Below are 15,889 nucleotides of genomic sequence, written 5' to 3' on the forward strand. Positions count from 1 at the left end.
AGTCAAGTGGCCTTGTGTGGGCGGTAGAGTGCGGCGGCATCACGCCTCGAACCCCGCCCTAATCCCCTGCGCCACCATGTTGCACTCCCACCGTTTTCGCGCTGGTGTCTTGAGCCTGCTGGTGTCGGCTCTCTGGCTGCCCGCATGGGCGCAACAGGTTGCGCCTGAGCCCCCAGCGGCAGGCGTTGCAGAGCCCGGTTGGCACGGCGGGGGCAGCTTGCTGGCCGGGGCCACCACGGGCAATGCGCGCACGCTCAGCGTCCTGCTCAACGGCGAGCTGCAGCACGTCACGACGCTAGACAAGCTCACGCTCAACGGCATGAACCACCGGGCGTCGGCCACGGTGAACCAGCGCGACCAGACCACGGCGGCTCGCTATCAGTACGGCGCGCAGTACAACCGCACGCTGGACAGCGCTTTGCTGGCCTTCGCGCGCTTGGGGCTGGAGAGCGACAAGCTGGCCGGCGTGGCGCGGCGCGTCAGCGGAGCTACGGGGCTGGGCTGGGGTTTGCTGCAAAGCAGCAGCCACCAAGTCACGGTCTATGGCGGGATGGGCTATGCGCTGGACCACTACCTCAGCCCGCGCACCGTTGATGGGCAGACCGACTCACGCTTTGAACGCGCCAGCGTGTATGTGGCGCAGGAGTCGGTGCACAAGCTCAGCGCCACCACGCAGATGAAGCAGCGTCTGGACCTGTATGCCGGTGTGTCGGGCGACCGCGCCACACTGGCGCGCTTTACCTCTCAGCTCGCGGTGGCGCTGACCGGCCACCTCCATCAAACCGTGGGCCTCAGTGGTGCCTACAACAGCAAGCCCATAGCGGGTGTGCGCAGTACGGATGTGAGCCTGCTCACCGGCTTGAATTTGAAGTTCTGAGCGCCGCGCCTGGGCTTACATGCCCTTGAAGAGGTGGGTGTAGCTGCGGCTGACTTCGAGCTTTTCGTCCAGACCCTTGACGCCCACCAGCTGGCGGCCGCGGAAGTCGCGGCTGATGCCCGCAATGGCTTTGACGTTGACCAAGGTGGAGCGGTGGATTTGCCAGAACAGCTCGGGGTCGAGCTCGTCCACCAGCTCCTTGATGGGCTTGCGGATGAGGGCCTCGAACTGCGCTGTTTGCACGCGGGTGTATTTCTCGTCGCTGATGAAGAACAGGATGTCCTGCACGGCCACCATCTGGATGGTCTGGCCCACCGAGGCCTGAATCCACTGCAGGTAGCGCGGCGCGCTGCCCTGGGGCCCGGCTTGCAGGCGGTGCAGCAGCTGTTGCAGCGTGCCCAGGCTGGGGTTGGCTTCGCCGCTGTGGGCTTCGCCGTCGCCCTGGCGCGCGGCCAGGCGTTTTTGAATGCGCTGCACGGTCAGGGCCAGGCGCTCGCGCTCGGCGGGCTTGAGCACGTAGTCGCACACGCCTTGCTCGAAGGCCTCCACGGCGTATTCGTCGTAGGCGGTGATGAAGACGATCTCGGGCACCAGCCACTCGTCGTCGTCGGGCAGCTGGGCGATTTGCCGGGCCGCTTCCACGCCGGTGAGGCCGGGCATGCGGATGTCCAGAAACACCAGGTCGGGCTTGAGTTCGCGGGTCAGTGCCACGGCTTCGAGGCCGTTCTTGGCTTCGCCCACGATTTGCAGCTCGGGCCAGACTTCCTGGATGCGGCTGCGCAGCTGTTCGCGCATCAGGCGTTCGTCGTCGGCCAGTACGGCGCGGGGGGCTTGGGTGGGTTCGGTCATGGGGGTCAAAGCAAGTCTGAACATAGCGGTGGCAAGAGCATAAGCGCGCTGGGCAGACCTAGCGCTGGCGCCTTGCGTTGGCTTTGTCGCGCAGCACCAGGTACAGCACCAGGCCCAGCAGCAGCAGCGGTGCGCCCAGCACGGCGCCCAGGCTCAGCAACACCAGCAGCAGCGCGCCAGCGCCCAGCAGCAGCGGCAGCGCCATGCCCACCAAGAGCAGCACGGGCAGCGCCAGCAGCAGGGCGAATGCCACCCACACCACGCAGTCGCCAGCCTCAGCCCAGCCGTCCAGCGCCGTGTAGTCCTGGCCGTTGATGTGCACCTGCACATGGGGCGCATCGTGCAGCCAGCTCAACAAGCCCAGACCCAGGGCGGCACTGAGCAGCAGCAGGGCCATGAGCAGGATGAAGAAAACTTTGAAGAGGCGTTTCATGCTGAGGCTCCGTCGTCAGAACTGGTGCTGCGGTAGGGCACGGTGATGGTGACCACTGTGCCGCTGGGTTGGTTTTCCGCCACGGTCAGGGTGGCGGCGCGGCCGTAGAGCAGGTTCAGGCGCTCGCGGATATTGGCCAGCCCCACGCCCGTGCCCTGGGTGGCGGCGCGGCCAAAGCCCAGGCCCGTGTCGGCCACGGTCACGGCCAGCTTGCCGTGCACCACCTCGGCCCGCACCAGCAGCTCGCCGCCTTCGGCCTTGGGTTCCAGGCCATGCTTGATGGCGTTTTCCACCAGGCCCTGAATCATCATGGGCGGGAAGGTGGCCGAATCCAGGCCTTCGGGCACTTCGATGCGCACTTGCAGCCGCTCTTCCATGCGCATTTGCAGGATGTGCAGGTAGGGGCGTATGACCTGCATTTCGCGGCCGAGGTCGCGCACGCCGTTGGCATTGGCCTCACGCATGGTGGGCATGGAGGCGCGCAGCAGTGCGATGAGGTGGCGCTGCATCTGCGCGGCACGCGGCGCGTCGGTCTCGATCAGGTGCTCGATGGAGGCCAGGGTGTTGAACAAAAAGTGCGGCTCCACCTGCGCCTGCATGGCGGCCAAGCGCGCTTCCACCACCTGGCGCTTGAGCTGCTCGGCCTCGGCCACCTCGGTGGCCTGTGCGGCCTTGACTTGGGCCTGCAGCTGGCCGCGGTACAACAGCTTGGTCAACGCCGAGAGGAAGATGAACCACAGTGTGAGTTTGACCGGCACCTCGTTGTAGTGGGTGACGATCTTGGTGCGCGCACCCCCTCGACCGAACTCGTTGAGGAGTTCCTCGCGCACGGCTCGGGCGGCTTCAATGGCCTCTTCGGCGACCTGCTCGCGCTCCTGCGCCTTGTCTCGGGCCTGGTTGAATTCTTCGATGGCTTGGTTGAGCCGCTCCTCGGCTTCTTCGGGGCTCAGCTCGCCCGGGGTAGAGGCCGTGCGCTCACTGTGGGGTGAGGGCAAGACGATGCGAAAGCTCGGCAAGCCCGCAGGCGCGCTGGCCGCACTGGCGCTGCCGCTGGGCGCCGAGGCCGCGCCTTCGGGCTCCAGGCTGATGCCGCGCTCATCCATGCGCAGCCGGTAGCGCACGCCATCGCGTTCGCCCACGATTTCCACGCCTTCTTTGCTGCTGGAGGTGTCAGGCTTGCGGGTGGTGGCTGGCGGCAGCTTGGGCGGTTTGGGCAGGGTGGCGGGATCTGCCATCCTGACCGTCTCAGTGGTCGAGTAGGTGAAGGGCGGCAAGTCCTGAATGATGTTGGCAGCAATGATGAGCAGCACCGCGTACGCCGCAAAACGCCACCAGCTGAGACCCACCAGCCAGCGGGCATAGGCGTGAAAGGCGCGCAACGCGCTTTGGTAGTAGCGCTGCAGTTGCTGCGCTGCAGGCGGTGGGGGCGTGGGGGTGGGTGCGGGCTGTTGCATGGTGGACCAGTACTTTGGTGCTCACTGTACGCAAAGCCTGCCGCGGCGGACGACGGCGCGCGACGCACCGCGGCTTTGCCCGGACGAACTGCAGGGGCCGCAGACAGTCCGGGGGGGCAGAGGGCGCAAAAAAAACCGCCGCAAGGCCAGGCCTGCGGCGGGTGCAAAAACCTCAGGCATCAAGCCCAAGGAGGGAGGAGCGGAAATGGCTGGGTGCGCAGCGGCAATTACTGCTGCACGGCTTCGACCTGGATCACCAGCTTGACGTCCTTGGGGAAGCCCCACTTGATGCCGTAGTCGATGCCCCACAGGGTGCGGTCGATGGTGGCTTCAAAGTCACCACCGCACACCGTCTTCATGAACATGGGGTGGCGGTAGCAGTTGAAGCGCTGGGCCGTGAGGGTCACGGGGTGGGTTTGGTCGCGCAGGGTCAGCTGGCCGGCCACGGCGGTGACTTTGTCGCCGTCAAAGCTGAACTGCTCGCCCACAAAGCGTGCCTTGGGGTACTTCTCGGCATCGAAGAAGTCCTTGTTCAGCAAGTGCTTGTCCATGGCGGGCACGCCGGTGTTGACCGAGGCCAGCTCAAAGCTGATGTCCACGCGGCCCGTCTTGGCCTGACGGTCCAGCTGCACCGTGCCTTCTTTCTTGTCGAAGCGGCCGCGGTTGGTGGAGGTGCCAAAGTGCGCGATCTCGTAGGTCACAAAGGTGTGCGTGGGCTCGATGGTGTAGCTCACGCTTTGCGCTTGGGCCAGGGAGAGCGCGCCGAGCAAGGCGGCGGCAACAAGGGCTTGGTGTTTCATGGTGTCTGACCTCTGGGGGTTGGGAAAGCAAACAAGGGTGCGGCGGCTGAGACGGCCTCAGGGCAAGCTCAAGCCACTGAAAGCGAGTTTGAAGCGCACTTGGACTTCGTTGGCCACCATGCTGGTGTCGGCCCACTCGCCCTCGCCAATGCGAAAGTCCAGGCGGCGGATCTGCACCTGGCCGCTGGCCAGGGTTTGGTTCTTGCTGCTGCTGAGGGTCAGGGGCACGCTGAGCTCACGCACCTGGCCCTTGATCTGCAGCTTGCCCAGCACCTCAAAACGGTTGTTGCCCAGCGGCTTGATCTGGCTGCTCTGAAACACCGCCATGCGGCTGCGCGCGGTGTCAAACCATACCGGCTTGGCCAGCTCGGCGTCGAACATGGCATCACCCAAGGTGGCGCTGGTGAGGTCAATCTGGAAGCTCACGCGGCCCGCCTCAGGGCGTTTGGGGTCGAAGTTGAGCTGCGCTTCAAAACGTTTGAAGCGGCCCTCCACGGCCACGCCCATTTGCTTGCTGGTGAAGGTGATCTCGCTGGCCGCAGGCACCAACTGGGCTGTGGTCTGCGCCTGTGCGGTTGGGAGCGCCAGGGCCAGCAGCGTCAGCAGGGCGCAGGTGAGGCGAAGCAAAAGCTGGGCTGGGGTGTTGAAGCTTGGAGTGGGCATGGTCCGTGTCAAGAGCTTGGTCTGACGATGGTTGGGGGGCGTGGTCGTGGCCTTTGGGGCTGTTAGCGCCGCTGGGGCAGCATGCGCTGTAGCAGCGCGTCGCGGGCCACCCACGCATGTTGCAACGCTGCGGCCACGTGCAGTGCGATCAAGATCAACAAGGTGTAGGCCAGCAACTCATGGGCCTCTTTGAGCGTGTGCGCCAGGGCCTCGTTGCGCGGCACCCAGTCCGGCAGGGGCAGCACGCCCAGCCACACCACCGGAAAACCTGCCGCCGAGCTGCGCGCCCAGCCCACCAGAGGCACGGCCAGGAACAGCCCATACATGGCGCCATGCGTGAGGTGGGCAAGGCGGGCCTGCCATGCCGGCATGGGCAGGTCTGCGGGCGGGCGGTGGGTGAGGCGCCACACCACGCGCAGCACGCTCAGGCCCAGCAAGGCGATGCCGACCCATTTGTGCCAGTTGTAAAGCTTGAGTCGGGTGGGAGAGAAGGGCAGTTCGGTCATGTAGAGCCCAAAACCCATGGCGCCCAAAAGGCCCACGGCCATCACCCAATGCAACAAGATGGCAGGCAGGGCGTAGCGCTGATGCGATGACAGTTCCATGAAAAGCAGTGTGCGTGGCGCGTGGGGGGCAACGGTGTGAGCAGGCCTCACCGCTGCTTTCAAAACAATTGAATGTGTCACAAAAGCAAGTGACCCTGTACAGGGGGGCTGCCTCGGCAAGCCTTTGCAGGCCGCACAGCTGTGTGCGAGCAGTGAATGTTGTCGTGCCCTGTCCCTAAAGGGCTCCCACTTGAGGGGGATATCCGCCGCCCAGCGCTCTCAGGATACTCCGCAGCTGATCTTGTGCTGCCTGGACCACAGCGCAGGGTCAAAGGGGAGGAGTGCTATGCCGACCTACCAGAGCTCGTTGGAGCCGAGGTAGGTCGGCGTAGTCATTTTCTGGCCCCGTTGCGCCATTCGCCCGCGTGTGAGGGGGCGGGTTTGTCGCTACCGCTGGGCGGCGAGCTATATTCCCGCACCCACAACTTCCCTGGGGCGGCCCTCCTATTTAAATCGAGGGTTTTCCCTTGATATGGGATGCGCAGACCGCATCAACACCTCCCCCTCAATGGCGCTGGCGCGAGCCCAACAGGCTCAGTCCAAAATTCATGAACACGCCAAGCCCCGTGGTGCCGAGGACCGCATCAACGCTTGAACAAACACTGGTGCAACAGGAGTTGCTGGCGCTGCTGCATCGGCAAAGCCGTCGCTCGCCGCTGCCGGTGGCTGTGAGTGCCTTGGTGCTGGTGTGCATGGCCTGGCAGGCTCCGGAGGCGCGCTGGGCCGCTGGGGCCTGGTTTGTGGCGGTGCTCTCGGTGCTGGCGCTGCGCTGGGTGATGTTGGCTCGTTTGCCCACCTGGGTCGAGCGGTCGTTGGCGCAACGCCTGCGCTGGGCCAGTGGCCTGAGCCTGCTCAACGGTTCGGTCTACGGTGCGTTTGTGGTGCTGTGGCCCTCGCTCAATGACTACCAGCACATGGTGCAGACCGTGCTGCTGTTGGGCCTGTGTGCGGCCTCGGTGGCCACGGTGGCTGGCAATGCGCGCGTCCTCGGGGCTTTTGTTTTGCCCATGGTGGGCTCATTGGCGGCGGGCTGGGCCTGGTCGGGCTGGGCGGGTGGGCGCCCCCCTTGGACGGACTGGACCATTGCGGGCTTGGTGCTGGGCTTTGGGGCCACGCTGATGATGCTGGCGCGCGATGTCTACCGGGTGTTTGTGGACTCGGTGTTGATTCGCCAACAGCAGGCCCAGCACAACCGGGAATTGCGCCAGTCGCTGGACCGCACTCAGGCGGCGGTGAGCGCCAAGACGCGCTTTTTGGCGGCGGCCAGTCACGACTTGCGCCAGCCCATGCACACCCTGACTTTGTTCGGCGCAGCGCTGTCGCGCCGCAATCTCGACGACGCCAGCCGCGCCATCGTGGCGCAGATGAACCAGGCGTTGCAGTCGCTCTCCACCCAGCTCGACACCTTGCTGGACATCTCCAAGCTCGATGCCGATGTGGTGCCTGTGCACCCGCAGCGCTTTGCCCTGTTGCCCTGGTTGCAGCGCATTGCCAACGAGCAGCGCCCCAGCGCACTGCGCAAGGGCTTGCAGTTGCAACTCCAATGCCCTGCCCAAGCCTGCGTCGATACCGACCCCGCACTGCTGGAGCGTGTGGTGCGCAACCTGCTGGACAACGCCATCAAGTACACCTATCAAGGCCAGGTGCAATTGCTGGTGCAGGCCCAAGACGACGAGGAGTGGCAGATCCACATCATCGACACCGGCCCGGGCATCGCTCAGAGCGAGCACAGCCGCGTGTTCGATGAGTTCTACCAAATCGACAACCCCGAGCGCGATCGCGAGAAGGGCCTGGGCCTGGGGCTGTCCATCGTCAGCCGTCTGGTTGACTTGCTGGACCTCAATCTGCGCCTGCGCTCCAGCCCCGGGCAGGGCTGCTGCTTCACCCTGCACATTCCGCAGTGCGCCTTGCCCCAGCAAAGCCACAGCAATGAGGGAGGCCACAGCCAGCTGACCCCTTTGACGGTCTTGGTGGTGGACAACGAGGCCCCGGTGCGCGAGGCCATGGGCACTTTGTTGCAAGCCATGGGCTGCACGGTGCTGCTGGCCGACAGCACGCGCGAGGCCATGTTGCGCGTGCTCTCCCGCACGCCGGACCTGGCGCTGGTGGATTTGCGCCTGCGTGGCAGCGACGACGGGCTCTCCACAGTGCGATCCCTGCGTACCGCGTTCCCGGGACTGCCCGCTGTTATCGTGACTGGAGATACCGCCCCTGAAGTTTTGCGCCGTGTGCATGATGCCGGCCTGGAGATGCTTCACAAGCCCGTATCCGAAGAGCGCCTGACGGCGGTCATCAAAACCGCTGCAGCCCACATCTCCAACTGAGTCAGTCTTGCTAAGGGGGTGTTGCCATGCCAGAGGGTCCGGGCATGGGTGTGTCTTGGCGCGCCCAGGATTGGTTGTCTGTACCGCTGGAGACTTGGTGGGCAGACGAAGGCGCAAACACCCTTCCCACGCAATGGCATGCCGATGTGCTCGTCGTCGGCAGCGGCTATGGCGGTGCGGCCGCAGCACAGCAATTTGCAGGTTTGCGCACAGCCCAGGGCGAGCCGCTGCGCGTGCTGGTCTTGGAGCGCGGGCGGGAATACCTGCCCGGCAGCTTCCCGCGCAGCCTGGCTGAGCTGCCCGGCCATGTGCGCTTCAGTACGCCTGGCGCACAAAGCCCTCGCGGGCGGCGCGATGCCTTGTTTGACGTGCGCCTGGGCCCTGATGTATGCGTGGCCCAAGCCTCGGGCCTGGGCGGGGGCTCCCTCATCAACGCCGGGGTCATGGAGCGCCCCGCCAGCACGGTGTTTCAGGGCGCGCGCTGGCCGCAGTCGCTGCGCGCCCACCCCGAGCAGATGGAGCCCTGGTTTGCCCAAGCCGAGTGGCTGGTGGGCGCCGTGGATGCGCGCGGCGAGAACACCATCGAGCGCCTCAGCCCCTACCCGGCGCGGCGCCTGCAGCGCTTGCAAGAGCTCGACGCGCAGGCGCGGCCCGCACGCATCACCATGGCGCTGGACGAGCAGCCCAGCAGCAGTGCGGGCTTGCACCTGCAGCGCTGCGTGGCCTGTGGCGACTGCGCCAGCGGCTGCAACCAAGGGGCCAAACAGTCGCTGGACACCAATGCCTTGCTGCAGGCGGCGCGCCAGGGCGTGCGCCTGGTGTGCGGGGCCAGCGTGCGCCAGCTGCGCCGCGGCCCTCAAGCCCAGGGCTGGGAGCTGGACGTGGAGTTCAGCGACGAGGGCCTGCAATCGCGCCAGGGCGCACCGCTGCGGCTGCGTGCACGGCACGTGGTGCTGGCCGCCGGGTCGCTGGGCAGCACGGAAATCCTGCTGCGCAGCAGCCAGCAGGGGCTGGCACTGTCGCCGCTGCTGGGGCGGCAGTTTTCGGGCAATGGCGATGTGATTGCCGCAGGCGTGGACCTGCCCGAGGCTGCGCGCGGCGTGGCCGAGGAGAGTGCCGCCCCGGCCCACCGCCAAGTGGGCCCCACCATCACCGGGGTGCTGCCTGCGGGGGCGGACTTTGTGGTGGAAGACCTGGCCATTCCCGGGCCGCTGCGCGCGCTGTGGACGCAGAGCTTCGCCCTGGGCCAGACGCTGCATGCCCTGACCGAACCGCTGCGCGGGCGCCACCGTGCCGGACCGGTGCAGGCCGACCCGCAGGTCCTCACCGAAGAGGGGCTGCAGCACATGCTGGCGCTGGCCATCATCGGCCACGACGACGCTTGCGGCGAGCTGCGCCTGAGCCCGCAGCCCGACAGCGATATCGGCACCCTGGCCGTGCACTGGCCCGAGCTGAAAAACGACGCGCGCGTGGTGGCGCGCCACGACTGGGTGGCGCAGCGCCTGCAAGCCCAAGGCGCCAGCCTGGTGGCCAACCCGCTGTGGCGGCTGTTGCCCGCCTCCATGGGCGATTGGCTGGGCACCCCAGCCGGGCCCATGATCAGCGTTCACCCTCTGGGGGGCTGCGGCATGGGCGACTGTGGCGCCAGTGGCGTGGTCAATGAGTGGGGTCAAGTCTTCAGTGGTCTGAACGAGGCCGTGTATGAGGATTTGGTGGTGCTGGACGGCGCCATGGTGCCCAGCTCTTTGGGCATCAACCCGGCGCTGACCATCACCGCACTGGCGCTGCGAGCCCTGGCGCGCCTGCGCACGCGCTGGGGTTTCAGGCAGGAGCCCGGCGTGGCGCCGCAGCAGCCCGCGCCAGAGCGCTTGGCCGTGCTGGCGCAGCGCCCGCTGGACGGCGTGCCCGACCCCGATGCCGCACAGCCCAGCTCCCCCACCGTGGTGGAGCTGTGCGAGCGCCTGGGCGGCTGGGTGCACTGGCCGGGCAGCCCGGGCGACCCGCTCAAATACCTGGAGCTGACCCTGCACTACGCGCCCAGCCCCGTCTCGGCGCTGTGGGCCGATCCAAAGGCGCGGGTGCTGCAGCTCGCGCCGGGCAGCTGCTTGCGTGTGTTTGCGGGCCAGGCCTCCGACCAGGTCAGCGGCGGGCGCCAGCGTCTGTGCCCCGCTGGGCAGCCGCTGTGGGAGCACCTCGAACCGCGCGATGAAGACGCCCTGTGCGTGCTGCCCCTGAGCAGCGGGGCCTTGCATTTGTTTGAGCGCGCGCCCAGCGGGCGTTGGGGCCGCACGGCGCGCGCGCTGTGGGCGTGGTTCATGAACCGGGGCTGGCGCGATATGGTGCACGCCGCACAAGACGCGCTGAGCGCGCAGCAAGCGCCTCAAGCCAACGAGCCCGTCGGGCTGGCGGCGCGGCTGCGGCGCGGCACACGCTCACTCGCGCAGCGTGCGCGCCTGCTGCTCAACCTGGCCAGCCACGCGGGCGAGACCCGTCTCATGCGCTACACCCTGGCGCTGCCCGATGCCGCGCACTGGCCTGCGGCGGCGCCAGCCTGGGCGCTTGCGCTGCAGGGCCAGCTGATTGAGGGCGCCAAGCACCTGCGCTACGAGCGCCGCGCCAATCCCTGGCAGCAGCTCAGCACGCTCACACTGCAGGGCCTGCCCGCGCCGCTGCAGGCCTGCCCAGGGCAGCGCGCCGTGCAGCTGCATCTGGACCTCGGCCATCTGGCGCGGCTGCGCCAGCCGCTGCTGCGCATCTGCCAGGCGCAGGACGGCATGACGGCGCTGGCCGATGTGGCGGCCCTGCTGGGCTACATCACGCGGCTCATGCTGCCGCTGCACGCCTGGACGTTGCGCCGCCCCGATGCCGCACCGCCGCGCCAGGCCCAGCGCCTGCCTGGGCGTGTGCCGGGGCTGCCCGAGCCCGAGGTGCTGGAGCTGGCCGCGGGCAGCTGGGGCGAGGCCGCGGCCCAGCGCCAAGGCCTGCTGCGTGCGGCCACGCCGGACGACACCAAACCCGTGCTGGTGCGCCTGACGCGCTACCGCTCGGCCCAAGCCCAGGCACGGCCCATCCTCATGATCCACGGCTACAGCGCCAGCGGCACCACCTTTGCCCACCACTCGGTGCAGCCGGGGCCCGCCCAGCTGCTGTGGGAGGCCGGGTGGGATGTGTGGGTGCTGGACATGCGCACCAGCGCGGGTCTGCCCACAGCCGTGCTGCCCTGGACTTTTGAGCAGGTGGGCTTTAACGACATTCCGCTGGCGGTGGACGCAGTGCTGCGCGCCACCGGCGCGGCGCAAGTGGACGTGCTGGCGCACTGCATGGGCTCGGTGATGCTGCACCAGGCCCTCATGGAGCCCGAGCGCCAGAGCTGGGAGCACTTCTACCCGCTGCGCCAGCAGCTGCCAAGCCGCATCCGCGCGCTGGTGATCTCGCAGGTCACGCCCATGATGGTGATGTCGCCGGGCAATGCGCTGCGTGCCCTGCTCATGCAGTACTTGCGCCCCTACCTGCCGCTGCAGGACTTCAGCTTCAGGCCTGAGCCTGCGGGCCTGCTCGATGAGCTGATCGACCGCCTGCTGGCCACCTTGCCTTACCCCGCGCACGAGTACGACTTGGAAAACCCGCCACCGCCGCGTTGGCGGCGCACGCCCTGGGTGGCCACGCGTCACCGCATGGACATGCTCTACGGGCGCGACTTCGCCATTCAAAACGTCGACCAAGCCGTGTTCGATTTCATCGACGACCATTTCGGCCCGCTCAATATGGACACCGTGGCCCAGGCCATTCACTTCGCGCAGCGCCACGAAATCACCGACTGGCAAGGCGCCAGCCGCTACCTCGACGCGCAGGGCAAGAGCCTGGCGCTGCTGCAGGCCTTCCCGGTGCTGTCCGTGCACGGGCAGGACAACGGCCTGTGCCTGGCCGACAGTGCCGCCTGGTTGCATGCGCACTGGGAGCCTTTGGCTCCAGGCCGCTACCAGCGCCTGGTGGTGCCCGGGCATGGGCATCAGGACTGCCTGATCGGGCGCCACATCGCGCCGCAGGTGTTTGCACACATCGAGCGCTTTTTGCAGGAGGCCACATGAGCAGCACCAGCACCTGCTTTGTGGCCGCGCCAGCGCACCGCATCGAGCGCCATGTCCATGCCGACGGCCGTGTGGCCTTGCTCACCGCGCTGCGCCCCGAACTGGGTCGACCCAGCGCCTGGTGGTGGCAGCCCCTGGCCTGGGCCGGCGGGCTGAACTACCGCGCACTGCCTCTGCATGGGCAGATGCAAGCCCTGCCCGAACCGCTGCCGCCCCTGGGCACGCCGCTGCGCTGGACGCTGCCTGCCCAGCTCTGGCCGGCACGCCAGACCCTGCAAGCGCATCTGCGCCCGGGCGAGCGTGTGGGCCTGCTGGGCTTGGCGGTGTACCGCGACTTGCGCACGCCCCAGCAGGCGGGTGTGGGGGTGCACGCCACCGGGCTGGAGCAAGCCGTGGCCGAGCTGCTGACCCACCCCAGCGAGCAGTGGTGCCATGGCTTTGTGCTCATGCCCGAAGAGCAGCAAGCCCAGGCGGCCGCCGGTGCGGCCGTGAGCGTGGCCTTTGGCGCCTGCCAGTACCCGCCGGGTTTGCTCGATGCCAGCCACGGCTGGGAGCGCGACCCTGAGCGTGCCTCACCCGCGCTGGCTTCGCTGGCGCGGCTGCACGCCCTGGCTCGCCACCCCACCCTGGGGCCGGAGCTTTCGCTGCTGCTCATCTTGGGCGACCAGATTTATGCCGACGCCACCGCGGGCCTGGCCGACCCCGACAGCAGCCTGGAGCGCTACGCCGCCAACTACCAGCGCTTCAAGCGCGGCCCGGTGCGCCTGCTGCCGCCCACGCTGGCGCGCATCGTGCACACGCCCGACGACCACGAAATCGTCGACAACTGGGAGCCCCGTCTGGCCCCCGATGGCAGCGTGCAGCGCGGCCCCTGGGTGCAGGCCGCTGCCCAAGCCGCGTGGGACTACCGCTGGGAAGCCGATGCGCAGGCCCAGCGCGGCGCCTCGGCCACCGCGCAGCAGCTCTGGCACGCTTTTGACTGGCGCGGCATTGCCGTGTTTGCCTGCGACAGCCGCTTTGAGCGCGAGCCCCGGCGGCTCGACACCGTGGCGCACGCCCACATGCTGGGCCAGGCGCAGCGCAGCGCCCTGGCGCAGTGGCTGGCGCACAGCCGTGGCCGGCCCCGGCTGCTGCTCACCGGCACGCTGCCCCTGCCGCGGCGTGTGCGCAGCGCCCAGCATCCCGCACAGGCCCTGCGCAGCGACGCCTGGTGCGGCTACCCGGCCTCGCTGCACGCGCTGCTGGGTGAAATCTGGCGCCAGCGTGCCGACGGCCTGCTGCTGCTCTCAGGCGACGAGCACCGCTCGGGCTGGGTGTCGTTCGAGCTGCAGGCGCTCGACGCCGGCCCCGATGCGCCCGTGGTGCGCGCGGCCTCGCTGCACAGCTCCGCGTTTTATGCGCCCTGGGCTTTTACGGTGACGCCCGCCCACGAGCTGGCCACGCCCGACGAATGGGAGTTCCAACCCGAGCCGCTGTGCTCGGGCGACGCGCCACTGCCGCGCCTGCGCTGCCGCGTCAGCAGCTGGCAGGACCACCCTGGCGACGGCTTTGCCCTGCTGCGCTGGCAGGACCACAGCCGCACCTGGCAGCTGTGGTTTGACCGCGCGCGCGCCCCGCTGCACGCCCAGGCCAGCCTGCCCACCCCGCTGGCGCAGTGGCACTTGCCACCGCATTGAGGCGGCGCTGGTCCGCCGTGTGGCTTGCCGGATGCGTTTGATGCAACGCAAGTGACGGCGATATTCAAGCCCCCGCATTGCGGGGGGAGGTTGGCAGACGCGTCGAGGTCGCATGCCTAGGATCAGCCCGGCAGTCGGCAAACAGGCTGCAAGACCAACATCAGGAGGGTCATCAATGAGACATTCACTTCCATCCCGCAGCAACTTCGCGCGGCAATGTCGACAGGGGTTGGTAGCGCTGAGCGCGGTGTATGCCGCTGTTGCTTGGGCGCAGGCTGATACGGGGCTGCAGCACTTGGCCGGCCAAATGGTGGCCCCCTCGGAGGAAACGGTGGTTTACCTCGCGCGCGACATCCTCACCATGGACCCGCAGCGCCCACGGGCACAGGCTGTGGCCGTGCGTGGCGGACGCTTTGTCGCGGTGGGCACTCAGGAGGACGTGCTGGCCAAGGTGCAAGGTCTCAAACGCGTGGACACACGATGGCGTGACAAGGTCTTGCTGCCCGGCTTTGTGGAGCAGCACGTGCACCCCGTGTTGGCGGCGCTGACCATGTCCACCAAGGTCATTTCCATTGAAGACTGGGACACCATGGACGGCTTCTCGCCGGCTGTGCGTGACGAGAAGAACTACCAAAAGCGCCTGCGCGCCGCACTGGCTGCACACAAAGACAAGCGCCAGGCCTTTGTGAGCTGGGGCTATCACAACTACATGCACGGCAAGCTCGATCGTGCCTTGCTGGACAAGCTCGCACCGGACTTCCCCGTCATCATCTGGCACCGGTCGGGGCACGAGTTCTATCTCAACAGCATGGCCCTGAAAAAAGCGGGTCTGGACACCACCTATGTGAGCAAGCTCGACGCCAGCGCCCAGCACGCCTCCAGTCTGGAGCGAGGGCATTTCTACGAGCAAGGCGCCCTGGCCATCCTGCCCACCATCACGCCCATGATGGCCACTCCAGCCCTCTTTCGCAAAGGGCTGCAATACACGGTGCAGTACTACCACCGCAACGGCATCACGCTGGCGTGCGAGCCCGGTGGCTTCTACTCCAAGCCCCTGCAGCAGATGATCAACGCGGTGTACTCGGCCGATGCCACGCCCTTCAATCACTGCTTTATTGGCGATGGCAAGACCTTTGCGGCTGCCCATCCCGAGGACCCCCAGGCTATGGTTCAGATGGCCGAGGAGGTGCAGAGCTGGGGCAGTGGCCGCACCTTCTACCTGCCCAAGCAGGTGAAGTTCCTGGCCGATGGCGCCATCTTCAGCCAGCTCATGCAGATGCGCGATGGCTATGCCGATGGCCACAAAGGGGCCTGGATCATGGACCCGCCCGTGCTGAAGTACGCCTTCCAGAACTTCTGGGATGCGGGCTACCAGCTGCACATTCACAACAACGGCGACGCTGGCTTGGATGTGGTGCTGGGCGAGTTGGAAGCAGCCATGAAGCGAAACCCCCGCAGCGACCACCGTACCGTGCTGGTGCACTTTGGCTTTGCCGCACCCGAACAGATCAAGCGTTGGGGCGAGCTCGGCGGCATCATCTCGGCCAATCCCTACTACGTCACCGCACTGGCGGGCCGCTATGGGGATTTGAATCTGGGTGAACGCGCCAAGGACATGGTGCCTCTGGGCGAGGTGATGAAAAACGGCATCTCGGTGTCCTTTCACTCCGACATGCCCATGGCACCGGCCAAGCCCCTGCAGCTGGTGTGGGCCGCCGTGAACCGCAGCACTTACGAGGGCGAGGTGGTGGGTCCCCGCCACCGCATGGACGTGCTGAGTGCCCTGAAGGCGGTGACGCTGGATGCGGCCTACTCCATTCGCCAGGAGCGGCGTGTGGGCTCCGTCGAGGTGGGCAAGCAGGCCGATTTGGTGGTGCTGGAGGCCAGCCCAGACGAGGTGGCCCCTGGTGACATCAAAAACATCGGTGTGTGGGGCACCATGTTGGAAGGGCGTGTGCAAGCTGCGCCCAAGGCGCCGGGCCACGGCCCGCGCGCTGCGACCCGCCCGCAGGCTGCGGCACCCGCCGCGACCACGCTGTCGGCCACTGAGCAAGCCCGTGCCGTGGCCGATGCGGGGCTGATGCTGCAGCGTCAGCTCGCCGCACACAGCCATTGAGCCC

The 15,889-nt window shown here is 67.4% G+C and carries 11 protein-coding genes; 5 read left to right on the plus strand and 6 right to left on the minus strand.

Going from position 1 to position 15,889, the window contains the following annotated elements:
* Positions 1-76: 76 nt before the first annotated feature.
* Positions 77-877: a DUF481 domain-containing protein gene (locus ACG0Z6_RS10845; protein ID WP_394461242.1), complete on the plus strand. Its 801-nt coding sequence runs from the start codon at positions 77-79 to the stop codon at positions 875-877.
* A 15-nt stretch (positions 878-892) separates the two neighbouring features.
* Here ACG0Z6_RS10845 and ACG0Z6_RS10850 read toward each other — a convergent pair whose 3' ends face one another.
* From ACG0Z6_RS10850 to ACG0Z6_RS10875, 6 genes are all read right to left on the minus strand, one after another.
* Entirely contained in the window at positions 893-1,726 is an 834-nt protein-coding gene (locus ACG0Z6_RS10850; protein WP_394461244.1) for a LytR/AlgR family response regulator transcription factor, read from the minus strand.
* 58 nt (positions 1,727-1,784) lie between these two features.
* Entirely contained in the window at positions 1,785-2,159 is a 375-nt protein-coding gene (locus tag ACG0Z6_RS10855; protein ID WP_394461246.1) for a hypothetical protein, read from the minus strand.
* On the minus strand, positions 2,156-3,613 hold the full coding sequence (locus ACG0Z6_RS10860; protein WP_394461248.1) for a sensor histidine kinase: 1,458 nt from the start codon (positions 3,611-3,613) through the stop codon (positions 2,156-2,158). Before ACG0Z6_RS10860 ends, ACG0Z6_RS10855 begins: the two co-directional genes overlap by 4 nt.
* A gap of 227 nt (positions 3,614-3,840) precedes the next feature.
* Positions 3,841-4,413, minus strand: a complete 573-nt coding sequence (locus ACG0Z6_RS10865) for a YceI family protein (RefSeq protein WP_394461250.1) — start codon at positions 4,411-4,413, stop codon at positions 3,841-3,843.
* A 57-nt stretch (positions 4,414-4,470) separates the two neighbouring features.
* Entirely contained in the window at positions 4,471-5,076 is a 606-nt protein-coding gene (locus tag ACG0Z6_RS10870) for a YceI family protein (RefSeq protein WP_394461252.1), read from the minus strand.
* Between the two features lie 62 nt (positions 5,077-5,138).
* Positions 5,139-5,681: a cytochrome b gene (locus ACG0Z6_RS10875; protein WP_394461254.1), complete on the minus strand. Its 543-nt coding sequence runs from the start codon at positions 5,679-5,681 to the stop codon at positions 5,139-5,141.
* 605 nt (positions 5,682-6,286) lie between these two features.
* Here ACG0Z6_RS10875 and ACG0Z6_RS10880 point away from each other — a divergent pair.
* The 4 genes from ACG0Z6_RS10880 to ACG0Z6_RS10895 all read left to right on the plus strand — a co-directional run bounded on the left by ACG0Z6_RS10880 (position 6,287) and on the right by ACG0Z6_RS10895 (position 15,885).
* Complete coding sequence (locus ACG0Z6_RS10880; protein ID WP_394461256.1) at positions 6,287-8,005, plus strand: ATP-binding response regulator; 1,719 nt, start codon at positions 6,287-6,289, stop codon at positions 8,003-8,005.
* 26 nt (positions 8,006-8,031) lie between these two features.
* Complete coding sequence (locus tag ACG0Z6_RS10885; protein ID WP_394461259.1) at positions 8,032-12,093, plus strand: alpha/beta fold hydrolase; 4,062 nt, start codon at positions 8,032-8,034, stop codon at positions 12,091-12,093.
* Complete coding sequence (locus ACG0Z6_RS10890) at positions 12,090-13,769, plus strand: alkaline phosphatase D family protein (RefSeq protein WP_394461261.1); 1,680 nt, start codon at positions 12,090-12,092, stop codon at positions 13,767-13,769. Before ACG0Z6_RS10885 ends, ACG0Z6_RS10890 begins: the two co-directional genes overlap by 4 nt.
* 175 nt (positions 13,770-13,944) lie before the next feature.
* Positions 13,945-15,885: an amidohydrolase gene (locus ACG0Z6_RS10895; protein ID WP_394461263.1), complete on the plus strand. Its 1,941-nt coding sequence runs from the start codon at positions 13,945-13,947 to the stop codon at positions 15,883-15,885.
* Positions 15,886-15,889: the final 4 nt, after the last annotated feature.

The sequence above is a fragment of the Roseateles rivi genome (assembly GCF_043555845.1).
Taxonomy (GTDB): domain Bacteria; phylum Pseudomonadota; class Gammaproteobacteria; order Burkholderiales; family Burkholderiaceae_C; genus Roseateles; species Roseateles rivi.